Below are 26,026 nucleotides of genomic sequence, written 5' to 3' on the forward strand. Positions count from 1 at the left end.
TTCAAAATCAGCTTCTATATATTTATTGTCAATATTATATAATTCCCATCTTTTAATTTGATTTTATGAGAATATGTTAAATAAATCTAAAAATGCATAAAATAAAAAAAAGCGAACAAAGTATTTTTGTTCGCTTTTTTAAATTAACTAGGTGATATTTTATTTCAAATCAGGCTGGTAGATTTTAATAGTTCCATCACCTTCGCTGCTTACAACAAGTAAACTTCTTTTAGTTGGACTTTTTGAAGCAGGAATAAATAAAACTCCTTCTGGCGCATCCCCAGTTTTTACGGTTTGCAAATATTGTGGAGATGCAGGATTGGTAACATCATAAGTCATAAAAGCATCAGATCTTTCAAGACCAACAAACAATATATTTTGATTTCCCATTTTAGCAACAACAACAGCTTCTGGTTCAGAGCCTTTATCATCACTACGTTTGTCATCATAAGTTCCCAGTTCATTCGTTTTTTTATCAGCATCATTTTTACTGTCATAAACGATTTTCCCGGTATTTCCATTCCATATTGTAAAAGAACGTGCTCCAAAAGCAACCATTTCATCTAGGTCTCCATCTCCGTCAGTATCGCCCATATCGGCAATAAGGTTCAATCTTCCTAAATTAGTTTCTAATTTTAAAGTAGCAGCATCAGGAAAAACAGTAGCGTCTAATGTCATGTCTTTCATTCTCTTAATATCTGTATTTGCAGTGTATTCTCTCGCATCACCTTCATTAGCAGTAACAAAATAAGGAATATTGTTTGCAGAAAAATGACTAATAGCATCCGGCATAAACATACCTTTTACTTTCCACGGATTAAAAGCAATCTTATCATCTTTATCGCTTACATCAATAGCGTTGTCAGCAGTATTGAAATCTTTAAAACCTAGCGGATAAATTGCCGTAATCGTTTTTGAAGTTAAATCAACTTTTGCAACACCATTATTTTCCTGCAGGGTTACCCATGCCTTTTTAGAATCATCAGAAATCGTTACATATTCCGGCTCAATATCCTGAGCAAAACTTTTAGCAACTTTTGAAATTCTAAATCCGTCTTTTTTCAAAGTTTCGACCTGACCGCCAAAAGAAGCAAAATCGAGAGTTGTAACCGCATAATTATTAGCTACATCAATAATAGAAATAGTTCCGTTTGGATCTTGAGAATAATCAGTATTTGGTTCACCTTCATTAGCAGTCATGATATATTTTCCATCTGGCGAAAAAGTAATCATATCAGGCAAAGCACCAACGGTAACTTGTTTAATCAAGCTATAATCTGATGTATTAAAAACAACTACTTTCCCGTTTCCTTGTTTGTTAGCGGTTGATTCCAGAGCAACAGCCAGTTTTCCGTCATAAACAGCAACACTATTTGATGCACCTTCATAAGTAGTTAAATCAATTTTGCCAATCTTAACTGGTTTTGTCGGATCAGTGATATCAATTACATCAATCTGATTTGTTCCGCTATTGTTTACCGTAAATAATCTTTTCGTTTTTTCATCATAAGCCGAAATTTCTGCAGCAGCTTCTCCGCCAATCGTTATAGAACCAATTTCTTTAAAGGTTGCAGGATTTTCATTTACAACAACTTCAGGTTCTTCGTTGTTAGAATTATCATCATTATTACAGCTTGCAAAAATTGTTATTAATGCTAATAATGAAAGACTTACTTTTTTCATATTACTTTAGTTTTTAGTTTTGCCAAAAGTAATTAGCGATTGTAGCGTGTATATTAAGGCTTCATTATTTAATCTTTAACTTAATTTTTAGACGATAATGCTCCAAATATAGATTTGAAGTCTTTTAAGCTATTTTATAATCCTTACGAATGATTATCTTTGTACTCTTTAATTTAGAAACTTTTTTATGACCACAAATAATAGAAGATTTCCGGCAGAATGGGAAAAACAACAAGGAATTGTATTGTGTTTTCCGCATAACGGAAATGATTGGCCGGGAAAATATGAAGCAGTTCAATGGGCTTTTGTAGAATTTATTAAAAAAGTAGCCACTTTTGAAACCGTTTTTTTGGTCGTAGCCGATGAAAAATTAAAAGAGAAAGTAGCAGGAATGCTTGAAAGTGCTCGTGTAAACCTTGTAAACATTTCGTATATCATTCATAAAACAAACAGAAGCTGGATGCGTGATTCCGGACCAATTGTTGTAAAAAATGGTTCGAAAAGAGAAGCATTAAATTTCAATTTTAATGGTTGGGCGAAATATAAAAATTACCAGTTAGATAAATTTGTTCCGAGTAAAATTGCTGATTTTATTGAAGTTCCGCTTACACAAGTAATGTATAAAGGAAAACCGGTTATTGTTGAAGGTGGAGCCATTGATGTAAACGGAAAAGGAACATTATTGACTTCCGAAGAATGCTTGATGCACCCATCAATTCAGGTTCGAAATAAAAACTTTACCAAAGAAGATTACGAAGCTGTTTTTAAAGAATATCTTGGAGTTACAAACGTAATTTGGCTGGGAGATGGAATAGAAGGAGATGATACTCACGGACATATCGACGATTTATGCCGATTTGTAAACGAAGATACAATTGTCACTATTGTTGAAACTGATAAAAACGACGCTAATTACAAGCCTTTACAAGATAATCTGAAACGTTTGCAAAATGCAAAATTAGAAGACGGAAAATCGCCAACAATTGTAGCATTGCCAATGCCAAAACGTGTTGATTTTGAAGATCTAAGATTACCGGCAAGTTATGCTAATTTTTTAATTCTGAATAATTGCGTTTTAGTGCCAACATTCAACGACAGCAACGATCGTGTGGCTTTAAATATACTTTCAGAATGTTTTCCGGATAGAGAAGTAATCGGAATTAGCTGTATCGATTTCATTTGGGGATTCGGGACTTTGCATTGTTTGAGTCAGCAGATTCCTGCTTAATTTTTTGCTCCCTAAAGCACAAAGACACTAAGTTTTTTAAGTTTAAATTTATTCAATAACTCCCCGTTTTTAACCGGAAGGAAAAATAATCTTTCTTAATATTATTTGGGTTGTCACTTTTATTGACAGCCTTTTTATTGACATATACTTAACATACAGGCTGGCGAACGTCCCAACAACATTCTTATATTCGTGTATTCAATAAATGCAGAAATGCAGATTCAATTTTTTTTATGAATAAAATATTTTTTATCTTTTCCATGCTTTCTGCAGGAACTCTTTTTCCACAGACTGCTCCACAAAAAGAACTTACATTTGCTACCTATAATGTGAGTATGGAATCCGAGAATTATTTTCCAAGAGGTACAAAGGGAAACTCAGAACAAGTATTGATCAATCAGCTTCATTCGGGAAATAATGTTCAAATCAGAAATATCGCCCAGATTATTCAGACCGTAAGACCGGATGTTATTCTGCTAAACGAATTTGACTACATTAAAAATCCTAAACTTGGTGTCAAGGCATTTATTAAAAACTATTTAAAAGTGAGTCAAGGCGGAGCAAAGGCTATTGATTATCCGTATTACTATTACTCAACCGTGAATACCGGTCAGTCAAGTCCTTACGATTTGAACAATGACGGAAAGTTGGAAAATTTCGGAAATGATGCCTGGGGATTTGGTATGTATCCGGGTCAATATGCGATGATGCTTTTGTCAAAATATCCTATTGATGTTAAGGCAGTCCGTACTTTTCAAAATTTCAAATGGAAAGATATGCCGGGGGCATTGCTTATCAAAAAGCCGGATGGATCGGATTGGTATAGCAAGGAGGCATGGGAGCTTTTTCCATTATCTTCCAAATCTCACTGGGACGTTCCTGTTAAGATTAACAAAAAAACGGTTCATATTTTAGCCAGCCATCCCACTCCTCCTTCTTTTGATGGTGCTGAAGATCGTAATGGGAAAAGAAATCATGATGAAATCAGATTTTGGAGAGACTACATTTCAGACAGTTCTGCTTCGTATATTTATGATGATAAAGGTGTAAAAGGCGGTTTGCCTGTGAATTCTCAATTTGTTATAATGGGTGATCAAAATGCTTCGCCGGTTGAAGGTAACGCTATTACTGAAGGTATAAAGTCATTACTTGCTCATCCGAAAATTAATAGCGAGCTTACACCTGCCAGTAAAGGTGGTGCTGAATATAGCCCTGAAAATCCTTTTGGAGTTAACCATACAGCCTTTTGGAGAATGCGCGCTGATTATGTGTTACCTTCTAAATTTGGTTTTAAGGTTATCAACAGCGGTGTGTTCTGGCCTGCAAAAGTTGAACCAATGTCAGAATTGGTTGAAAAACGTGAATCAAGTTCAGATCATCGTTTAGTTTGGGTTAAGGTTCTTTTGGAGTAAATAACTCTTTCTTGTATAAAACATAAAAAAAACCTTGGTGAGAACCAAGGTTTTTCTATTTTTATATTTCTTCAGATTTTTTATCTGCTCTTCAAGGTCTGATAAAAGGAGGCAATAGTTGACTGCAAACTTCACCAAAACCAATTCTAACTTCGGCATTTTCGCAGAAACCTCTAATGATTACCGTATCATTATCTTCGATAAATTTACGTTCGCTACCATCTTTTAATTTAAGTGGATTTTTTCCGCCCCAGGTTAATTCTAACATTGAACCAAAACTATCCGGAGTTGGACCAGAAATAGTTCCTGAACCCATCATATCACCAGAATTTACACGACATCCGTTTGAAGTATGATGCGCCAATTGCTGAGCCATAGACCAGTATAAATATTTAAAATTTGATTTAGAAACAACAGTTTCTTCCTGATCTTCAGGTTGTATTGAAACTTCTAAATGAATATCAAAAGCTTTTTTTCCTTTAGTTTGTAAATAAGGAAGCGGCGACGGATCTTGTTTTGGGCCTTTAGTTCTAAAAGGTTCCAAAGCATCCATAGTAACAATCCACGGAGAAATTGACGTAGCAAAGTTTTTAGCTAAGAAAGGTCCAAGAGGCACATATTCCCATTTTTGGATATCGCGCGCACTCCAGTCATTCAGTAAAACCATTCCGAAAATATAATCTTCAGCTTCATAAGTTGGGATGTTTTCTCCCATTATATTGACGTCAGTTGTAATAAAAGCCGTTTCCAATTCAAAATCTACTAAACGAGACGGGCCAAAAACAGGGTATTTTTCACCCGCAGGCAAAGTTTGTCCCATTGGTCTGTGAACCGGAATCCCGGACGGAACAATTGTTGAACTTCTTCCGTGGTATCCTACAGGAATGTGTAACCAGTTTGGCAACAATGCATTTTCAGGATCACGAAACATTTTACCTACGTTTGTAGCATGTTCTTTACTGGAGTAAAAATCAGTATAATCACCAATTAAAACAGGCAATTGCATCTCGACATCGTCGATTTTAAAAATAACAATATCTCTGTCTTTTGTTGAATCCCTAAGTTTTGGATTTGTTTCGTCGAAAATTTCAGCGATACGGTTTCGAACCAAACGCCATGTTTTTTTTCCATCAGAAATAAAATCATTTAGCGTGTCCTGCATGAACATATCATCGGTTAAATCTATTCCTTCAAAATAGTTTAATTGTTGTAAAGCGCCTAAATCTATAGCGAAATCGCCAATTCTAGTTCCTACTGTAACGACATTTTCTTTAGTAAGAAATACACCGAAAGGAATATTTTGAATAGGGAAGTCACTATTTTCTGGTACTTCTAACCATGATTTTCTTTTGGTATCGTTGGCGGTTATTGGCATGTGAATGTTAATTATTTGTTGAAAAATTCTATGTCAAATATATCATAATCTAACAGTTTGACAAACGTTTTTTTGTATTTTTGCAGGAAATTAACGAAAAACGAAAAAATGCAACGCGACGAACAAATTTTTGACCTTATACTAGAGGAACAAGACAGACAAATTCACGGATTAGAACTTATCGCTTCTGAGAATTTTGTAAGTGATGAAGTAATGGAAGCAGCTGGTTCTGTTTTAACTAATAAATATGCTGAGGGGTATCCTGGCAAAAGATACTACGGCGGTTGCGAAGTAGTTGACGTTATTGAGCAAATTGCTATTGACAGAGCAAAAGAATTATTTGGTGCTGAATATGCAAACGTACAGCCTCACTCAGGTTCTCAGGCAAATACAGCAGTTTATCACGCTTGTTTAAATCCTGGAGATACTATTTTAGGTTTTGATTTATCTCACGGTGGTCACTTAACTCACGGTTCTCCGGTAAACTTTTCGGGTCGTTTGTACAGTCCGGTTTTTTACGGCGTAGATGCAGAAACTGGTCGTTTAGATTATGATAAAATTCAGGAAATTGCAACAAAAGAACAGCCAAAACTAATCATCGCAGGAGCTTCGGCTTATTCTCGTGATATGGATTTTGAGCGTTTCAGAAAAATTGCTGACAGCGTAGGAGCAATCTTATTTGCTGATATTTCTCACCCAGCAGGTTTAATTGCAAAAGGATTAATGAACGATCCAATTCCACATTGTCATATCGTTTCTACAACAACACACAAAACACTACGTGGACCACGTGGAGGTTTGATCTTGATGGGGAAAGATTTTGAAAACCCACAAGGATTAAAAACTCCAAAAGGAGAAATCAGAATGATGTCATCTTTATTAGATCTTGCAGTTTTCCCTGGAAATCAAGGCGGACCTTTAATGCACATTATCGCGGCTAAAGCTGTTGCTTTTGGTGAAGCGCTTAAAGATGAGTTCTTTACATACGCTATGCAATTGCAAAAAAATGCAAATGCTATGGCAGATGCTTTTGTAAAAAGAGGATACAAAATTATTTCTGGCGGAACTGATAACCACATGATGCTTATTGATTTAAGAAATAAAAATATCTCTGGTAAAGAAGCAGAAAATGCATTAGTAAAAGCAGAAATCACAGTAAATAAAAACATGGTTCCGTTTGATGATAAATCACCATTTATCACGTCTGGAATTCGTGTAGGAACAGCTGCAATCACTACTCGTGGTTTAGTTGAAGAAGATATGGAAACTATAGTAGCTTTAATCGACAGAGTACTTGCTGATCATACAAACGAAGCAGTTATCGAAGAAGTAGCAAACGAAGTAAACGAAATGATGAGCGAAAGACCGATTTTCGTATACTAATTAAAAAGGTTGAAACTTAATTGTTTCAAGTTTCAGGTTTCAAGTTTAAAGTTTTGTGACGCGTAATAAATACGTAAACAAAACTTTAAACTTTTTTCGTTCCTAAAAGAACTTGAAACAAAGAAAACTTGAAACAAAATAAACAAAAATATTATGGGCGTATTAAGATTACAATTGCCAACAGACCCAAGATGGGTAAATATTGTAGAAAAAAACATTGAAGAAATCCTGACAGATCACGCTTGGTGCGAGCAAAAAGCAGCAACAAACGCTATAACCATTATTACCAATAACTCTGAACATCAGGATTTGGTTAAAGATTTATTGGCTTTGGCCAAAGAAGAAATTGATCATTTTGAGCAGGTTCATAATATAATTATCAAAAGAGGATTAAAACTAGGACGTGAACGCAAAGACGATTATGTAAATGAATTGTATTTGTATATGAAAAAAAGCGGCGACGGAAGCCGAGTTTCAGGTTTAGTTGAAAGATTACTATTCTCAGCTATGATCGAAGCCAGAAGCTGCGAACGTTTTAAAGTTTTATCTGAAAACATTCAGGACGAAGAATTGGCTGTTTTTTACAGAGATTTAATGGAAAGTGAAGCCGGGCATTATGTTACATTCATAACATACGCCAGAAAATACGGAGTAGGAATTGACGTAGAAAAACGTTGGAGAGAATGGTTGGCATTCGAAGAATCAATCATCACCAACTACGGAAAAGGCGAAACGATTCATGGATAAATTTATTAAAACTCCAATTTTTTAAATTCCAAATTCCAAAATTGAAGAAACTTTGTGAATCTCTGCGAAATTTCTAAAATAAAAAATCCGCATAAATCCGCGTCTTCGCTTAGCGAACCTGCGTCATCCGCGTGCCATTTTCGTTCCAAATAAAGCGCAAAGTTTAGCAATCTAAAATCTAAAATCTGAATTCTAAAATCGCTATATTTGAAAGTAACCAAACTCCAAACTCATGAGAATAGAAACTGATCTCAAATTAGGATTTAAAGATGTAATGATCAGACCAAAAAGATCAACACTAAAAAGCAGATCTGAAGTCTCTTTAGAACGCAATTTTAAATTTTTGCACAGTACCACAAATTGGACAGGAATTCCGATTATGGCAGCGAACATGGATACAGTTGGAACCTTTGAAATGGCAGAAGTTTTGGCGAAAGAAAAACTTTTTACAGCCATTCACAAACATTATTCACCAGAAGAATGGAAGACTTTTTTATCGAAAGTTACACCGGATTTCTACGATTATATCGCTATTAGTACCGGAACCGGAAAAGAGGATTTTGCTAAAATTGGTCAGATCATTACAGAAAATCCTTTGCTTAAATTTATTTGTATAGATGTAGCAAACGGATATTCAGAACATTTTGTACAGTTTTTAAAACAAACCAGAAAACAGTATCCTGATAAAGTTATTATTGCAGGAAATGTCGTTACCGGAGAAATGGTCGAAGAATTACTTTTGGCAGGAGCCGATATCGTAAAAGTCGGAATTGGACCCGGTTCTGTTTGCACAACGCGCGTAAAAACTGGGGTTGGATATCCTCAGCTTTCGGCAATTATAGAATGTGCCGATGCCGCTCACGGTTTAGGCGGACATATTATCAGTGACGGCGGCTGCAGTACACCGGGCGATGTAGCCAAAGCTTTTGGTGCAGGTTCAGATTTTGTAATGCTGGGCGGAATGTTGGCCGGACACACAGAAAGCGGAGGAGAGCTGATCGAAATTAATGGCGAAAAGTTTAAACAATTTTACGGAATGAGCTCAACAACAGCAATGGACAAACATGTTGGCGGAGTAGCAGAATATAGAGCAAGTGAAGGAAAAACAGTTAAAGTTCCTTTTAGAGGAAAAGTCATAAATACAGTTTTAGACATTTTAGGCGGATTAAGAAGCACCTGCACTTATGTTGGCGCTTCAAGATTGAAAGAATTAACAAAACGAACGACTTTCATCCGCGTAAGCGAACAGGAAAATCAAATTTTTACCAAATAATAAAAGCATTTTATATAATATGATTACAATTACAGAAGCAACTATAAGCGATATTAAACAAATTCAGAATATAGTACATATAACATGGCCAATTACTTACGGTGAAATTTTATCTAATGAACAATTAGATTATATGTTGGATCTTTTTTATTCTGATGAAGCTTTAATTCTTCAATACAATAAAAAAGAACAATTATTTTATATGATTTATGAAGATCAAACTGAGAATATAGGATTTATCGGAATTGAACATAATTATAACGGAGAAGCTGTAACCAAAATTCATAAAATATATCTTTTACCAGAAACTCAAGGAAAAGGAATTGGTAAAAAAGTGATTGATGAAATTGGAATATTAGCCTTAAAAAACAATTCAAAAACGTTATTATTAAATGTAAACCGATTTAATTCGGCTTTAGGTTTTTATAAAAAAATAGGTTTTGAAGTTATTGATGAAGTAAATATTGAAATTGGAAATGGCTATTTGATGGAAGATTATGTGATGGAGAAGAGGTTTTAAACACGAATTTCACGAATTGACACGAATTAGTTTGTGAAATTAATTCCACAAAATTAAGCTAACATTAAAATTAGTGTCAATTCGTGAAATTCGTGTTCAATTTTTTCTTAATTCACCACAATATCATGCTTAAACAGCAATCCTTTCACGTCTTTCAAAGCAAAAACAGCTTTCTTTAGTTTCGTTTTTGAGGGATCAATAGTATAATTGTAACTCGTTTTAAAATCGGCTTTGTTAGCGATGGCTTTGTCGAATTCTGATCGATATAAATCACAATTCTCGAACAAAACACTTGTAAGGTCGGTTGCCATAAAATCGACAGCGATTAAACTGCAATTGGTAAACGTCGTTCCTTTAATTTTTAAAGTATAAAACTTCGAAAAATCCAAAATGCAATCGTAAAAATGGACTTCGAAAATAAGTTTATCACACATCGCAAAATTCACCTCTTTAATTTCACAGCGATTAAATGTAGCAGTTCTGAAAGCTACATAATTGATTTTGGCTTCATTAAAAATACAATCATTAAAAACACAGTCGATAAAAGTGACTGCGAGAAAAGTACAGGCAGAAAAGTTGCAATTATTAAAAATACAGCATTCAAAATCCTTAAAATTAAGATCGTCTCTACCATAAGTAATGGTATCATATTCTTTATCAAGGAAATATTCTGATTCTTTTTTCAATGCTGGCTTGCTGATTATTTTAAAGCGAAATTATAATAATTAAATCAGATAATTGATTTCTTTTAATACTTCTCTTTTATAATGTTTACTTGAGACATCGATTTAATTTGTAAGTGTATTAGTGTAAGATGTTGAAAATAAGACTTATATTTACAGTAAGGTTAATTATTATTCCAAAAAATTAAAGCTTTCAAATGGTAAAATTTTTAAAAAATAATCTCTTTCATAAAAAAGATAAAATTTTCGGATTGTTATTTTTCATTTCTTTTACCTTATTTGCTCAAAACGATTCCATCAATAAAGAACTTTGTCCGCCAAAAACAATATTAGAAATCTTTAAAAAGAGAGATTCTGTGTATGTTGTTAAACCCGTAAAAAACAGTTTCTTTTTAATTATTCCGGCAATCGGCACGCAACCTGCAACAGGCTTTTTTTTTGGTGGTGTGGCCCAGTATACTTTTAAAGGAAAACAAAAAGCAGATAAATATTCAATAGCAAATCTCGGTATCACCTATACCGTAAAAAATCAATGGCTGGTAAATGTCAAGAATAATATTTTATTAAAAAATAATCGAATTTTTTTAAGCGGAGATTATCGAATATATCTTTTTTCACAGCCTAATTATGGATTAGGAACTAATATTATTCCGCGAAAGCGTAATCAGGATCCAGGATTCAGTCTCGATTCTCTGGCACAGCCCATGGATTATAATTATTTCAAATTTCATCAGACTGCCTCATTCGAAGTAAAGAAGAATTTTTATGTTGGAGGAGGTATCAATATCGATTGGTATTCTAAAATTTCAGATAAGGAATTAGATGTTGCAAACGGAAAATTTACGTATCACTACGATTATAACCAAAAGTATGGTTTTGATAACTCAGAGTATTTTTTGACTGGCGTGAGTCTAAATTTAGTATATGATTCGAGAGATAATCAGGTTAATTCGACTCGTGGCTGGTTTGCCAATATTAATTATCGGTTCAATCCTGTATTTTTTGATAATCAGCGATATAGTAATGTTTTGTATACTGAATACCGTAATTTTATTCCGCTTTCGCAGAAAAACGAACGTTATATTTTGGCCATTTGGACTTACGGGCAATTTGTAACCAGAGGAAAATTGCCTTATTTGAATTTACCTGCAATTGGCTGGGATCAGCGCAGCAGGAGTGGAGAAGGCTACACACAAGGATTATTTAGAGGAACGAATTTAGTTTATCTGGCTACAGAATTTAGATTTCCAATAACCTGCAATCAAATGTTTAGCGGAACTGTATTTACCAACTTCGTAACTACAAGTAATCCGGATACCAATACAAAACTCTTTAGCTCAATTCAACCCGCAGCTGGTATTGGATTACGAATTTTAATCGATAAAAGCACCAGAACAAATCTAATTGTAGATTACGCCTGGGGAAACCAATCAAAAGGCTTTTATCTAAATGCGGGAGAAACATTTTAAAAAAGATTATTTCAAAACCATTCAGATTGACTATATGTGAGAAAGTAGTTTCTTTTACTAATCTTTTATAAACGAAGGAAAATCTATGTTTCTATGTGTTTAATTAAATTTATTTAAATTCAGGAAACAGATTACTCAATGATTTTACTAACTTTAATAATGAGAAGTACATTTTTATGACCTGAAAATTGATTTCTTCACAATAAATTCATAATTCTAAATTATTGTGATTTATATTTTAAACTCAATTGCTATTTTTGTTAATAATACCTCTATCAATGAAACTACTTATAGTCGAAGACGAACCAAATCTACTCTCCATTTTACGCAAAGGTTTCGCTGAAAACAACAATGATGTCAGCGTGGCTCTTGATGGTAAAACGGCTTTGGAAATGATTCAAAACTATACTTTTGATGTAGTAATTTTAGATGTAATGTTACCTGACATTAACGGAATTGAAATTTGCAGAAGATTGCGTGCAGACAAGAATTTTGTACCTGTTTTGCTTTTAACAGCCCTTGGAACTTCAGAGAACATTGTAACCGGACTCAATGCCGGAGCCGATGATTATTTAGTAAAACCCTTTAAGTTTGGCGAACTCGATGCAAGGGTAAATGCCTTAAACCGCAGGGCCAATCAGGAAACTGAAAAAGCAGATACCATAATAATTGGTGATTTAGAAATAAACAGTCAGGCAAAAACGGTAAAACGCGAAGGAGAACCAATTGTTTTAACCGCCAAAGAATTTAAACTACTGTATTATTTAGCCAAAAATACAGGCAGAATTGTATCCAGAGACCAGATTTTAGACAATGTCTGGGACATTAATTTTGATATGAACACCAATGTTGTGGATGTTTATATTAATTATTTAAGAAAAAAAATAGACAAACCTTTTACAACCAAACTTATTCATACCATGAAAGGTTTAGGTTACGTTATACAAGAATAAAATGGATATAAGAAAAAAAATTACTTTTACTTATGTTGCACTTTCTACATTTAGTACACTGTTACTGTGTGTTGTAGTTTTTGTATTATTTCGTGAAAACAACAGATATCATTTTTTAAAAAGATTAGAAGACAGGGCAAAAATCGTAGCTTCAATTCATTTTCAGGACGATCCCGAAAAAATAAAATACTACAGTAATCTTAAAAAAAACGGACTGGAAGAACTTATTGAAGAAGAAGAATATGTTCTTAAAATTAACAGCGCCAATAGTTTTGATTATAACACAAAATTAAATTTACCCAATTCATTTTATTCTACTATTCTCGAAACAGGAAAAGACTATTTTGAAATAAACAGTAAGTATTATTTAGGTCAGGTTTTCACCGAAAACAATCAGAAATATATTGTAATAGTGGGCGCCAGAGATCGACGCGGAAAAACTACAACTGTTTACATTATAAAAATATTGGTTTTTGGCGGTTTTGCTTTTATAATTCTAGCCTTCTTTTTAGGGCGTCTTCTGGCCAAACGCGTGATTAATCCTGTGGCGAGAATTACAAGAGAGGTAAATAGAATTAGTGCTTCAAATTTGCATAACAGGCTGCCTGAAGTGAAGAACTCTGATGAAATTTCAGATCTTACCCATACTTTTAATGATATGCTGGACAGATTGGAAACTTCTTTCGAAATTCAGGCAAACTTCATCAATAATGCCTCTCACGAATTAAAAACGCCAATAACAACTATTATTGCCGAGTCTGAAATTATGCTTTTGAAAGAAAGAGAAGTTTCAGAATATATTGAATCATTACAAAACATTTACAGTCAGGCTTCAAGATTAGGAAATCTAACCGAAAGTTTATTAAAACTTACTCAAACAGGTTACGATGGTAAAAAACAGGTTTTGGATATCGCCAGAATCGATGAACTGTTAATGGATGTAAAATCTGATTTAGATAAAATTTATCCGGATAACCGTGTGAGTATCAAACTGAATTTTGTTCCAACAGATTCTAATTTACTTTTAATTCCGTGCAATAAACCGCTTTTAGAACTGGCAATCAATAATATTATTACAAACGGTGTAAAATACTCCGATAATAATGAAGTTTTTGTTACACTTTCGGCTAATACAGAATGGATTAAAATTTCGATTAACGATATCGGAATCGGAATTCCGCCGGAAGATATTCCGCATTTGTATGAACCTTTTTTTAGAGGAAAAATTGCTGCCAAATATATTGGCTACGGTTTAGGACTTCCTTTGGCATCCAAAATTATCCGAATGCACGATGGCGAAATTCAGGTACAATCCGAACAAAACAAAGGGACAATCGTAACCATTACTTTTAAGAAAAATATCAAAAAAAATATCAAGAAAACCAACATTAAAAATTCTAATGTTGAATCTTAGGAAATTCTAATTTTAGATTAAGACCCTTCTAATCTGCACGATGTTATTTTGTATGTATAAACTAAACGATTATACATATGAAAAATTTCCTTATACCTACCACATTAGAACAAGATACTATCAGCGCTGTAAAATCAGCAGTTAATCAGGCAAAAAACACCAATTGTGAGATTATATTAATGATTGTTTCTGATACTCCGGATACTTTTTCATCTTCACAATTTTTACGTGAAATGAAAACAAGCCTAACCACAAGCCAGGAAGAAGTTCTTGAAACGTGCCGTTACATTATCTCACGCACAGATAATTGCAAAATAAAAGTGCACAATCAATACGGACTTTCGGCACCTATTTTTAAAGGAATTATCGATGCTTTTGCTATAAAACTGGTTATTCTGACACATTCTTATAAGCAAGAAACAAAACGTATTCATCAATATGCAGTAAAATTAGCAGGGAATCAAAAATGCCCAATTTTACATTTAGGAGCAGAATCCCTTAAAAATGATTTCAATAAAGCACTTTACATCGAAAATGCAAAAGCAAACATGCATGTAAAAGATGTTCAGCAGTTTTTAAGCAAAAATTTCTCTTATGAAATTGTAAGCCAAACGGCCAATTTTGATGATAATTACGAACAATTTGCACCTTATTTGTCTGAAGCCATTTCAAAATATGATATTGATTTATTGGTAGAAACCCGTAAAGGAGAAAAAATCAAATTCAAAAAAACAAAAAAAGAAAATAGCACAGATAAACTGGGACTTCCTGTTTTATCGCTGTACGAAGAGCTAGCTTAATAGCTGCTTTTTCAATAAAATAAAGTTTAATTTAAAACTAAAAAATATGTTATTAAAGAAAAGAATTCCAATGAGGTACGTTCTCGGAAAAATTAAAGTGGAATTAGGTCTTGTAGTGGCTTATACCATATTATTTGAAGTTTTTCACCACTATTTCATCAATATTTCTGTAGATATTCCGATCGCAATACCAACGATGGTTGGTACCATTATATCCTTATTATTGGCCTTTAAATCCAATCAGGCGTATGACAGATGGTGGGAAGCAAGAATTATCTGGGGATCAATCGTAAATGAATCCAGAACGTTGATTAGACAAGTATTAACGTTTTATAAAGACCCTGATTTTTCTGTTGAAGCCAATGATTTCAAGGAAAATTTCACTAAAAGACAAATAGCCTGGTGTTATAGCTTAGGACAGGCTTTGCGAAATAAAGACGCCATAAAGCCTATCAAAAATTTGATAAGTGAAGAAGAGTTAAGTTTTGTAAAAAATCATCAAAACGTTCCAAACGCGATCTTGTTACTGCATGCCAGAGATTTAAGAAACGCCAGAAAAGACAAGCGTTTCAATACTTATCAGCAAGTAGAAATAGATAATACATTGACAAGATTATGTGACGCGATGGGTAAATGTGAAAGAATTAAAAACACAATTTTCCCAACCACATATAGTATGTACATCAGAATGACATTGTGTTTGTTTATTATTTTATTGCCTTTTGGATTAATTGATTTATTAAGTTGGTTCGCAATACCATTAATTACAATTATTGCAGGAACTTTCTTTTTGATCGAAAAAATGGCAATTCACTTGCAGGATCCTTTCGAAAACAGACCAACAGATACGCCGGTAACGGCTATTTCTCAGGCAATTGAAAAGAATTTAATGCAAATGCTAAATGAGTTTCAGGTTGAGTTTGACATCATTAAAGAATTTGATCTCAAACCAGAACCTGCAAAACTTACCGGAAACGAGTACTTTGTTCTTTAATTATATTAGTCTATTTAATTGTAAACCAGACAACGCTTTTGTGTTGTCTGGTTTTTTATTTTTAGAATTGGAATTTGGAATTTAATATTTGAAGTTTAATTTGGATTTGGAATTTGGAATTTCAAAATTGGAATTTAAATTTTTAGGAGCTAATCCCGCTATCCGTTCCAAGTCCTCGCTAAAAAAACTATTTTTCTAAGCCAGAAAACGAGCTTCCGCTGGTCGCTGTTTTCTGACAAGAAAAATTAGTTTTTTTAGCTCCGGGCTTTCCACTACTATCGGGGCTAGGGCACTCGGGTTATTTTGAATGAAAACAAACACACGCACAAAACCGGACAGGTTTTTAAAACCTGTCAGGTTTATTTGACGACGCTTTTCGTAAAGTTCCGGAGGAACGATTTATATTGTAGCCAGGGATTTTAATCCCTGGAAGCGCAAACAGAGACAGCGTCACGTTTTAAGTAATTTTCCCAAAGTCTGTATCGAATGTCGCAATTCATTTGTCCAAGGCAAACCAAAACTCAAACGCATACAATTTGAAAACTGATCCTGAAAAGAGAAAATTCTTCCCGGTGCAAAACTGATATTATGTTTCATCGCCAAATGATAAAAAGCCGCCGTATCGATGCTTTTATCCAATTCTATCCAGAGAAAAAAACCGCCCTGAGGCTGACTCACTTTTGTACCTTCCGGAAAAGATTCCAGGACCGTATTAATATAATTATTGCAATTTTGATGTAAGATTTGGCGTATTTTACGAAGGTGATTTTCATAACGTCCGTTTTTCAAAAAATCGCCCACAACTTCATGTGTAATAGTAGGCGAGGAGAGCGTGTGATAAATTTTATTTCGCAGAATCTGTTTTTTGAATTTCCCCGGCGAAACCCATCCCACGCGATAACCCGGTGCCAAAGTTTTAGAAACCGAACTGCAGCAAAGTACAATCCCGCTTTCATCGTAGGTTTTGCAATTAGTTGGTCGGCTGGAGCCAAAGTACAAATCGCCGTGAATATCATCTTCAATCAACGGAATATCATAAAACTCCATTAGCTTAACCACTTCTTTTTTATGTTCTGCAGGCATCATACTCCCAGACGGATTGCTAAAATTACTCATCAGCAAACAAAGCTTTACTTTTTTTGTAGCAAGTGCCTTTTTTAAAGCATCCAGTTCAATCCCCGTTGTCATGTTTGTAGGCAATTCCATAATATACAAACCGAGTGATTTAGCCAATTGCAAAATCCCAAAATAGGCGGGACTTTCTGTAATAATAGTATCGCCGGGTTTTGTTAAAGTCATCAAACAATGCGATATAGCACTTGTACAGCCTGGCATTGTAATAATATCATTTTCGGTCAAAGAACCACCCCAAGTAAAAGACCAGCGCGCAATTTCTCTCCTTAAATTAAGATTTCCCTGCACTTCCTCATAACTCGTTCCGCTATTGGGCAATTGACGAGTCGCCTGAATAATTCCCTTGTTCAATTTCGCAATTGGTAAAAGTTCATTCGACGGAAAACCCAAAGAAAGCATCGTAATACTTTTATCCGTCATATTACGGTAAACCTGATCAATCAAATCCTCGCGATCAATGTTCAGGCATTTCAAAACCGGACTGCTCGGTGAAGGTTCCGTAATAATTCTGGCAGAAGTATTACTCACATAATAACCCGATTGTGGTCTCGATTCAATCAAAGATCGGCTCTCGACTTCGTAATAGGCTTTACTTACCGTGCTCATGCTGTAACCGGTTTCGGCCACTACTTCACGAATCGAAGGCAGTTTATCGCCAACGCTTAAAACGCCAGATTTGATTTGCTTTTCAATTCGGTCGGCAAACTGCAGATACAAGTAATTAGAATTTCTCATAAAAAAAAACTGTTATGGTGCAATTTACAAAAACTGTATCTGTATTGCTTATTTATTTTTAAGAAATTTGTTTCATCACAAAATCAAACCAAAAAACAATAATCCGTGAAAACAACAAAATACTACATCGCAGCCATAACGGCGTACACCATTTGGGGATTTTTTAGCCTTGTGCTAAAACCAATTCACGAATATGCCTCTTTGGATATTTTATTCTTTCGAGTTTTTAGCTGTAGTATTTTAATGTTATTGATTTCTTTTGCTTTCAAACGAAAAAAAGTAAAAGAAACAATCGAAATCTTCAAAGCATTACCAAAATCAGAAAAACGAAAAGCACTTTTACTAAACATTGGCGGAAGCGTTTTCCTGATGTTAAACTGGTTCACATTCATTTACGTAATGAATCACGTTAGCGTAAAAGCAACATCATTAGCCTATTTGGTTTGTCCAATTTTAACCACTTTATTGGCGTATTTTCTGTTGCACGAAAAACTAAGCAAAACCCAATGGATTTCTGTCGGATTAAGTATTTCAGGTTGTTTATTATTGTCTTATGCTGATATTATGGATATGTTTTTCAGTATCATAATAGGTTTTACATACGCTTGTTATTTAGTAAGTCAGCGTGTCAATAAAGGTTTTGATAAGTTTATTATTTTAACCTTTCATATCACATTGGCAGCCTTGATTTTATTGCCTTTTTATCCGGCATACAGCGGTCCGGTTCCAACAGAATTTAAATTTTATTTCTGTATCGAAACCATTGCCATTTTGTTTACGATTTTCCCGTTGTTCCTGAATTTATACGCACTTTCCGGCATTAATTCATCAACAGTTGGCATGTTGTTAAACATAAACCCAATGATCGCTTTCGGCTTAGCGACTTTTGTGTATCACGAAAACATAACCGTTTTACAAATCACGGCTTACAGCATAATTTTTATAGCTGTTATCGTCTTTAACTCGCATCATCTTTTTGCACTAAAACAAAGATATACACCAGCTTCAAAAAACGCTTAAACTTTTTGCCACAACTTTCACGAACCTGAAAACTCCAAATTGACATAGTCAAATTTTATGGAAATAGATTTGATGAACATTCGTGAAGTTGTGGCTAATTTTATAAATTAATTTAGAAGTTTAAGGTCAATAAATTTTTCCGCCACGAATTCACGAATTTAGTTTATAATAATTCGTGAATTCGTGGCGATTATTTTTGAAGATGTAATTCATAAAATTACCAGAATCTTAACAGGATATTTAAACAGGAATGAGTATTTTTCATTTCTGTTTTTTTATGCGATAATGCATGAAAAAAGTTGCCACGAATTACACAAATACTTACGAATTAAAATTTAAAAAAATTAGCGAAAATTAGTGTAATTCGTAGCAAAAAAAACAAAATAACCAGATTCAAGTTTTATGAAAAATACCAAATTACAAGCCTTCATTCCGTTATTTTATTTAGTATGGTCAGACGATCTTTTAACACAAAAAGAGTTTGCCACCATTCAGACATTTATTAATGATTTGACATGGCTTTCGCCTGAAGAAAAACAACAGCTTCTTTCTAAAGTTGATATTTCAAATCCGCCTACGCGAAATGAACTCACACAATGGAAATTGGATATTGAAAAAAGTATAAAAGATAAATCATCCATAAAATCGGTTTTTGATATTGCCGAAGCACTTTCAGAAAAAGACATAGATATTTCGAAGTTAAAACCTGAATTTTTAAAACTGGAGAATGATTTGGGTGTTTTGGGAGAAGAAGTAATTCAGAACTTTAAAACCAAAGAAGGATCATTTACAGCCAATTCTCAGACTACAAATAATTTTGATATTCAGAAAATAACAGCCCTTTTAGACGGAAAAGAAGCTGCGATTATAAAAAAGGTAAAATCAGTTATTTCAAGACCTGAATTTGCTTATGAAACGTCGACAGATATTAATGTGTATCGCCAAACGGTTTACAATTGGTGTAAAATTTTAGCCGAAGAAAATCTCGGAAATATGGCGTATCCAAAGCAACATGGCGGAGGAGAAAACATAGCCGATTATTTTGCGATTATGGAAACTTTGAGTTATCATGATTTAAGTTTGGTAATTAAATTTGGCGTTCAGTTTGGACTTTGGGGAATGAGCGTTCAGTCATTAGGAACCGAAAAGCATTACGCAAAATATTTAAAAGATATTGGTTCGCTAAAAATCCCGGGCTGTTTTGCCATGACCGAAACACATCACGGTTCAAACGTAAAAGGATTAGAAACCACGGCAACTTACAATCATAACGATCAAACGTTTACGATTCATACACCGCATGAAAAAGCGCAAAAAGAATATATTGGCAACGCAGCCGTACACGGACAAATGGCAACTGTTTTTGCCAAATTAATTATTAACGATCACGATTATGGCGTAAATGCTTTTGTGGTTCCGTTGCGCGACACAAACGGAAATACGTTAAACGGAATTACAATTGGCGATTGCGGCCATAAAATGGGATTAAATGGTGTTGATAACGGAATAATTCGTTTTAATCAGGTTGTGATTCCAAAAGAAAATATGCTGGACAGATTTGCTTCTGTAAACGAAAAAGGAGAATTTGAAAGCCCAATTCCGAGTGATAACAGACGTTTCTTTACCATGTTAGGTACTTTGGTTGGAGGCCGAATCGGGATTCCGCGTTCGGCTTTGGCAGCAGCCAAATCCGGATTAACAATTGCCATTCGATACAGCGATCAACGCCGACAATTTGGTCCCGAAGGCGGATCTGAAGTTCCAATTTTAAATTACAGAATGCACCAACGCAGATTACTTCCGCATTTAGCGAAAACCTACGCGGTTCATTTTGCATTACAATATCTTACGAAACGTTTCCTGAATAAAACCGAAGCCGAAATGCAGGAAATTGAAGCTCTTGCAGCCGGAATGAAATCGTATTCAACCTGGAGCACCAGAGATATTCTGCAGGAATGTCGTGAAGCTATTGGTGGAAAAGGATATTTATCTGAAAACAGAATCGACGATTTAAAAAACGACACTGAAATTTACACCACTTTTGAAGGTGATAATACTGTTTTGATGCAATTGGTTGCTAAAAATCGTTTGGCTGAATTCAGAAAAGCATTTGGAGAAATGGGGTCATTGGGAATCATCAATTATGTGTATGAAAATGCAAAAGTGGCGATTTCTGAGAAAAACCCAATCGCGACCAGAAGAACAGATGATGAACATTTATTAGATTCAGAATTTCATTTACAGGCCTTTATCCATAGAGAAAAAACAATTTTGGCCTCTGCAGCCCGACGTATCAAAAAATTGGTCGATGGCGGTTTAGAACCTTACGATGCGTTTAATGTCGTTCAGCATCAAATGATCGATGTGGCTCAGGCGTATTTGGAAAGAATTGTTTTAGAGCAATTTCAGGAAGCCATTAAAACGGTTGAAGATGAAAAATCAAAAGAAATATTGACAAAATTATACCAACTATACGCGCTTTCGCAGATAGAAAAAAACAAAGCCTGGTATCTTGAAGACGGTTATATGGAAGCTGTTAAAACAAAAGCAGTTCGCAAAATAGTCAACCAGCTTTGTTGGGATATTCGCCCTGATGCAGTTGCATTAGTAAACGCTTTTGATATTCCGGAAAGTTGTTTGGCGGCTCCAATTGCAGTTAATTGAGAATATAGAATATAGAGTAAAGAATATAGACTTTTTAAGCAGCTTTGTCAAATATAGCCCGTGGTTTCAACCACGGGGATTCAATATTATTACGTCTCATATTGTGTTCCCGTGGTTGAAACCACGGGCTATGTTTGAAAATAGAAATAAAATGTAGATTTACAGTCTGTCATTTCAGAAATGAATAAAAATGCGCAAACTAATTTTAAACTTGAGCTTTGTCAAAGTTTTAAACTTTGACAAAGCTTTTTTTTTAGCCACGAATTCACGAATTTTAAAAGCTTTACACGCAATCATTCGTGAATTCGTGGCTATTTTTATGTATAGAGTAGAAATAAAATCTGGTAAAATCAATAACTTATATGTTTAAAAAAACTACCAGCTTCCCTTTAAACCTTCTTTAAGGGCGCTGTTGTATTTCTCCAAATCAAAACTGTACAAATCAGGAGCTTTGTGGGCGCCCCCTTTTCGCGATTCATCTAATTTGGTTAGAATATCATAACGAAGTATTTTGCGATAGAAATTCCCGCGGTTCAATTTTTTCCCTAAAATAGCTTCATATAATTTTTGAAGTTCTGGCATCGTAAACTTATCCGAAAGAAGATTATAACCAATAGGATGATTATTTAATTGTTCACGAAGTGTCGAAAGTGCTTTATCTAAAATGGTTCTGTGATCCATCATAAACGACGGAAGATTTTCAATAGAATGCCATTGCACATTTGTAGAATATTCGTCAATAACTAAATTTACTTTTGAATGTTCAGCCAAAGCATAATATCCAATAGAAACAAAGCGCTGTTTGTTCCAAATCGTGTCATGGTAGTCTGCAAAAGCATCTTCAGAGCGATGCAGGTTTCCAAAAGTATAAAACTGCTGGAGATAAATATTTTCGGTTCCGGTTCTGTCTTTTAAAATGCGAACTGCCGCATCATCTACGTTTTCCTCTTTTTTTACATATCCTCCGGGAAGTCCCCAAAATTCCTGATCCTTCATTTTTACAGTCAAAACATGAAGCGAATTTTCATGAAAGCTAAAAATAGCACAGTCAATAGAAAGCGTCGGAATATATTTTTTAAACGCTTCTTCAGATTGTTGTTCAAGTAATTTCTTAAATTCCATTGTATTGATTTGTTTTCAAATTTACTCTTTTTGAAAATTATAAATCCGTGTAATACTGCAAAAATTCAAAAATTTCCTTTAAAATCAATCCTTTAGCTCTTTTTTTATTCTGATAATGTTTGATTAAATGTTTATTCGACTAAGAATATATTAAGTTTTATGGTTTCCATTTGTGATAAATGAAAATTTAAGGGATTTTATTTGTTGATATGAAAAAAAGTAATTAATATTGCTTCATAATGAAGCAATGAAATTTAAAATACTACAACTTTACTATTTTCAACCACTTTCTAAATTTCCAATTATGAAAAAAACAATTATAAAAACAGCGCGATTATCACTTTTAACCGCGTTAGTACTTTCTAATTTATCATGGAACATTTTTCCGAATGATGAAACAAATCCACCGCTGCTAACGATTAAAGGATTTACATTTCAAGACTTTAACCGAAATGGAAAATTAGACATTTGGGAAGATACACGTCTTTCTAATAATCAAAGAATTGATGCGATCATCAAGGAAATGACAAATGCAGAAAAGGCAGAACTGCTTATCGGAACCGGAATGCCGGGAATAGAAGTACTTACAGGTCCTATTGGAGATTCTAAAAAAGGGTTGGTTCCGGGAGCTGCCGGCGGAACTGCTGCTTTTGAGCGTTTCGGAATTCCAGCTACAGTTGTTGCCGATGGCCCAGCGGGTTTAAGAATTCAGCCAACTAGAGATAATGATACAAAAACCTATTATGCAACGGCATTTCCGGTTGGCACGGCTTTGGCTTCGACCTGGAATAAAGCACTTTTGGAAGAAGTTGGAAAAGCAATGGGTAATGAGGTAAAAGAATATGGTGTTGACGTTTTATTGGCACCGGCTTTAAACATCCACAGAAATCCTTTAAACGGAAGAAATTTCGAATATTATTCGGAAGATCCGTTGATTTCAGGAAAAACGGCAGCAGCAATTGTAAATGGAATTCAGTCGCAAGGAGTTGGAACTTCTATCAAACACTTTGCGGTTAATAACGAAGAAACCAATCGTTTAACAATCAATGCGCACGTTTCTGAAAGAGCGATTCGGGAATTGTACTTAAAAGGTTTTGAAATCACAGTGAAAGAATCGCAGCCGTGGACTGTAATGTCATCTTACAATAAACTTAACGGCGAATATACTTCTGCCAGAAAAGATTTACTGACGGAAGTTTTAAGAAACGAATGGGGTTTTAAGGGTATTGTAATGACAGACTGGTTTGGCGGTTTTCCAGGATTTGAAAGTATTAGAGACGGTTCAAATTCTGAAGTAGTGAAACAAATGATTGCCGGAAATGATCTTTTAATGCCTGGAATTCCAGTTCAGAAAAAGGCATTATTAGAAGCCTTAAATTCAGGAAAATTATCTCAGGAAGTGGCCAATACAAATGTGAAAAGAATTTTAGAATATATTTTTCGTACGCCAACTTTCGCTAAATATAAATACAGCGATAAACCAAACCTGACTAAAAATGCTGAAGTAACCAGAAATGCGGCGGCAGAAGGAATGGTTTTACTTAAAAATACCAATAATGCATTGCCATTTGCTGACAAACAAAAAGAAGTTTCTGTATTTGGAGTTACTTCTTACGCCTGGATTACAGGCGGAACAGGAAGCGGAAGTGTGAATAATAAACACACCGTTTCTCTTTTAGAGGGTTTGAATGCTGCAGGTTATAAATTAGATAATGAATTAGTTGATTTGTATAAACCGTACGCTGATAAAGAAGTACTTGCTGAAAAGGAAAGAAGAGAGGAAAAAGGAGTTATGGCTTTGCCTGAAAGACTTCCTGAATTGAAATTGACTGATGATTTTATTGCTAAAAAAGCGGCAAGTTCTGAAATTGCATTGGTAACTTTAGGAAGAAACTCTGGAGAATTTAACGACAGAGTTGTCGATAATGATTTTAATTTGGCTAATGAAGAGATTGAAATGCTGGATAAAATCGCTAAAGCTTTTCATGCGAAAGGAAAAAAAGTTGTGGTTATTTTAAATATTGGCGGCGTAATTGAAACAGCTTCATGGAAAGATAAAGTTGATGCTATTTTACTGGCGTGGCAGCCGGGTCAGGAGGGAGGACATTCTGTTGCAGATGTAGTTTCAGGAAAAATAAATCCATCAGGAAAATTGACGATGACTTTCCCTGTAAAATATGCTGATACACCTTCGGCAAAAAATTTCCCTGGAATTCCTGCTAATAATCCAAAAGAAGTAACTTATGAAGAAGGCGTTTATGTTGGATACCGTTATTACAATACATTCAATGTAAAACCATCTTATGAATTTGGTTTCGGAACTTCTTATACTTCATTTGATTATACCGATGTAAAAGTAAGTTCACCAACTTTTAAAGATAAACTGACGGTTTCTGTTACAGTAAAAAACACAGGAAAAGTTTCCGGTAAAGAAGTAGTGCAGGTTTACCTTTCAGCTCCGGCAAAATCTATTGACAAACCAAAAGAAGAATTAAAAGCTTTTGGTAAAACCAAAGAATTAAAACCGGGCGAAACTCAAACATTGCAATTGACTTTATCTCCAAAAGATCTGGCTTCGTTTTTAGAAAATAAAAGCGCCTGGATTGCAGAAGCCGGAACGTATAAAGTTTTGGTTGGAGCTTCATCTGAAGATATAAAAAAAACAGCTGAATTTTCGGTACCGAACGAACTTACAGTTGAAAAAGTAAAAAAAGCTTTTGAAGCAGATACTAAGTTTACAGAGCTTAAACCTTAATTACAAGTATATTTTTGGTTAGATAAAAATGGATTAAGGCTACAAATTCCGCTTGGATATTCAGATTTGAATAAACAAGTGGAATTGTTTTTTTTATGACAAAACGGCAATGAAATTAATTTTATAATATCATTGTATTGTTATTTTAGGTTTTAAATCATGGTTTTATTAAAATAACTGGCTTTTTCAAAATCTTTGATATTGATTGAAATTACCGGAACTTCAGGAAGAATTTCATTCAATTTGGTTACAATCGCTTTTGATAGTTTCGATTTTTGATCTGTATTTCGACCTTCCATAATATATCCAAAGACGTGAATAAAATCGTCTAAACTATTTCCGTTATTATAATAGCTAAATGGATTTATGCGGACCTTAATTTCAGAAGCAATAAAAAGATCCGTAGACAAAGCGGCATCAAAAACTTCCTGCATTATTTCATCAGCAGATCTCATTCGGATTACATTTTCTGAACAATCAATAATAAAATGTGGCATGTTGATATTGGTTTTAAAGTGTAGAAATTCAGTTTAAAACAAAATTAAGAAAACATTAGTTGGAATTATTTAAAAATGACTTTTTATAAAACGTTTTTATTCGATTTTTTGTTACTAAATTCAAATTTTACGACTTACTAAATAATTCATTTTTGTTTGCGCACT

General features: G+C 34.3%; 20 protein-coding genes. 14 read left to right on the forward strand and 6 right to left on the reverse strand.

Features of this window, described 5'->3' with window-relative positions; all coding sequences use genetic code 11:
• Window positions 1–159: 159 nt before the first annotated feature.
• On the reverse strand, window positions 160–1,683 hold the full coding sequence (locus tag RT99_RS09085) for a choice-of-anchor I family protein (protein WP_042564401.1): 1,524 nt from the start codon (window positions 1,681–1,683) through the stop codon (window positions 160–162).
• A gap of 187 nt (window positions 1,684–1,870) precedes the next feature.
• On the opposite strand from RT99_RS09085, the gene RT99_RS09090 reads away from it, so the two are divergent.
• Window positions 1,871–2,911: an agmatine/peptidylarginine deiminase gene (locus tag RT99_RS09090; protein ID WP_042564402.1), complete on the forward strand. Its 1,041-nt coding sequence runs from the start codon at window positions 1,871–1,873 to the stop codon at window positions 2,909–2,911.
• 233 nt (window positions 2,912–3,144) lie between these two features.
• Complete coding sequence (locus tag RT99_RS09095) at window positions 3,145–4,323, forward strand: endonuclease/exonuclease/phosphatase family protein (RefSeq protein WP_042564403.1); 1,179 nt, start codon at window positions 3,145–3,147, stop codon at window positions 4,321–4,323.
• Window positions 4,324–4,414: 91 nt separating this feature from the next.
• Here RT99_RS09095 and fahA read toward each other — a convergent pair whose 3' ends face one another.
• Window positions 4,415–5,698: a fumarylacetoacetase gene (fahA, locus tag RT99_RS09100; RefSeq protein ID WP_042564404.1), complete on the reverse strand. Its 1,284-nt coding sequence runs from the start codon at window positions 5,696–5,698 to the stop codon at window positions 4,415–4,417.
• Between the two features lie 108 nt (window positions 5,699–5,806).
• Between fahA and glyA the strand changes: the two genes are divergently transcribed.
• The 4 genes from glyA (at window position 5,807) to RT99_RS09125 (ending at window position 9,621) form a co-directional block, all read left to right on the forward strand.
• Window positions 5,807–7,081 carry a serine hydroxymethyltransferase gene (gene glyA, locus RT99_RS09105; protein WP_042564405.1) on the forward strand — a complete coding sequence of 425 codons (1,275 nt, stop codon included), beginning with the start codon at window positions 5,807–5,809 and terminating at the stop codon, window positions 7,079–7,081.
• A 153-nt stretch (window positions 7,082–7,234) separates the two neighbouring features.
• Window positions 7,235–7,828 (forward strand): tRNA-(ms[2]io[6]A)-hydroxylase, encoded by a 594-nt coding sequence (locus RT99_RS09110; protein ID WP_042564406.1) that lies wholly within the window; start codon window positions 7,235–7,237, stop codon window positions 7,826–7,828.
• 232 nt (window positions 7,829–8,060) lie between these two features.
• Window positions 8,061–9,101, forward strand: a complete 1,041-nt coding sequence (locus RT99_RS09120) for a GMP reductase (RefSeq protein WP_042564408.1) — start codon at window positions 8,061–8,063, stop codon at window positions 9,099–9,101.
• Window positions 9,102–9,120: 19 nt separating this feature from the next.
• Window positions 9,121–9,621: a GNAT family N-acetyltransferase gene (locus tag RT99_RS09125; protein WP_052483626.1), complete on the forward strand. Its 501-nt coding sequence runs from the start codon at window positions 9,121–9,123 to the stop codon at window positions 9,619–9,621.
• Between the two features lie 107 nt (window positions 9,622–9,728).
• Here RT99_RS09125 and RT99_RS09130 read toward each other — a convergent pair whose 3' ends face one another.
• On the reverse strand, window positions 9,729–10,307 hold the full coding sequence (locus RT99_RS09130; RefSeq protein WP_042564409.1) for a pentapeptide repeat-containing protein: 579 nt from the start codon (window positions 10,305–10,307) through the stop codon (window positions 9,729–9,731).
• Between the two features lie 194 nt (window positions 10,308–10,501).
• Here RT99_RS09130 and RT99_RS09135 point away from each other — a divergent pair, with 194 nt between their 5' ends.
• From RT99_RS09135 to RT99_RS09155, 5 genes are all read left to right on the forward strand, one after another.
• Window positions 10,502–11,773, forward strand: coding sequence for a BamA/TamA family outer membrane protein (locus tag RT99_RS09135; protein ID WP_042564410.1), 1,272 nt, complete (start codon window positions 10,502–10,504; stop codon window positions 11,771–11,773).
• A gap of 278 nt (window positions 11,774–12,051) precedes the next feature.
• Window positions 12,052–12,726 carry a response regulator transcription factor gene (locus RT99_RS09140; protein ID WP_042564411.1) on the forward strand — a complete coding sequence of 225 codons (675 nt, stop codon included), beginning with the start codon at window positions 12,052–12,054 and terminating at the stop codon, window positions 12,724–12,726.
• A 1-nt stretch (window position 12,727) separates the two neighbouring features.
• On the forward strand, window positions 12,728–14,140 hold the full coding sequence (locus RT99_RS09145) for a HAMP domain-containing sensor histidine kinase (RefSeq protein ID WP_042564412.1): 1,413 nt from the start codon (window positions 12,728–12,730) through the stop codon (window positions 14,138–14,140).
• Window positions 14,141–14,217: 77 nt separating this feature from the next.
• Window positions 14,218–14,940: a hypothetical protein gene (locus tag RT99_RS09150; RefSeq protein ID WP_042564413.1), complete on the forward strand. Its 723-nt coding sequence runs from the start codon at window positions 14,218–14,220 to the stop codon at window positions 14,938–14,940.
• A 46-nt stretch (window positions 14,941–14,986) separates the two neighbouring features.
• Window positions 14,987–15,934, forward strand: a complete 948-nt coding sequence (locus tag RT99_RS09155) for a bestrophin family protein (protein ID WP_042564414.1) — start codon at window positions 14,987–14,989, stop codon at window positions 15,932–15,934.
• A gap of 450 nt (window positions 15,935–16,384) precedes the next feature.
• Here RT99_RS09155 and RT99_RS09160 read toward each other — a convergent pair whose 3' ends face one another.
• Entirely contained in the window at window positions 16,385–17,803 is a 1,419-nt protein-coding gene (locus RT99_RS09160) for a PLP-dependent aminotransferase family protein (RefSeq protein WP_042564415.1), read from the reverse strand.
• A gap of 105 nt (window positions 17,804–17,908) precedes the next feature.
• On the opposite strand from RT99_RS09160, the gene RT99_RS09165 reads away from it, so the two are divergent.
• Together RT99_RS09165 and RT99_RS09170 are read left to right on the forward strand one after the other, a co-directional pair.
• Window positions 17,909–18,823 (forward strand): EamA family transporter, encoded by a 915-nt coding sequence (locus RT99_RS09165; RefSeq protein ID WP_042564416.1) that lies wholly within the window; start codon window positions 17,909–17,911, stop codon window positions 18,821–18,823.
• A gap of 402 nt (window positions 18,824–19,225) precedes the next feature.
• A complete protein-coding gene (locus RT99_RS09170) occupies window positions 19,226–21,487 on the forward strand; it encodes an acyl-CoA dehydrogenase (protein WP_042564417.1) in 2,262 nt (753 codons plus the stop codon).
• 375 nt (window positions 21,488–21,862) lie between these two features.
• On the opposite strand, the gene RT99_RS09180 is transcribed toward RT99_RS09170, so the two are convergent.
• Entirely contained in the window at window positions 21,863–22,609 is a 747-nt protein-coding gene (locus RT99_RS09180) for an NUDIX domain-containing protein (RefSeq protein ID WP_042564419.1), read from the reverse strand.
• A 304-nt stretch (window positions 22,610–22,913) separates the two neighbouring features.
• Between RT99_RS09180 and RT99_RS09185 the strand changes: the two genes are divergently transcribed.
• Window positions 22,914–25,364 (forward strand): glycoside hydrolase family 3 C-terminal domain-containing protein, encoded by a 2,451-nt coding sequence (locus RT99_RS09185; RefSeq protein WP_052483627.1) that lies wholly within the window; start codon window positions 22,914–22,916, stop codon window positions 25,362–25,364.
• A gap of 152 nt (window positions 25,365–25,516) precedes the next feature.
• Here RT99_RS09185 and RT99_RS09190 read toward each other — a convergent pair whose 3' ends face one another.
• Window positions 25,517–25,861: a 5-carboxymethyl-2-hydroxymuconate Delta-isomerase gene (locus RT99_RS09190; protein WP_042564420.1), complete on the reverse strand. Its 345-nt coding sequence runs from the start codon at window positions 25,859–25,861 to the stop codon at window positions 25,517–25,519.
• Window positions 25,862–26,026: the final 165 nt, after the last annotated feature.

It is taken from the genome of Flavobacterium sp. MEB061, from assembly GCF_000834715.1.
Classification (GTDB): domain Bacteria; phylum Bacteroidota; class Bacteroidia; order Flavobacteriales; family Flavobacteriaceae; genus Flavobacterium; species Flavobacterium pectinovorum.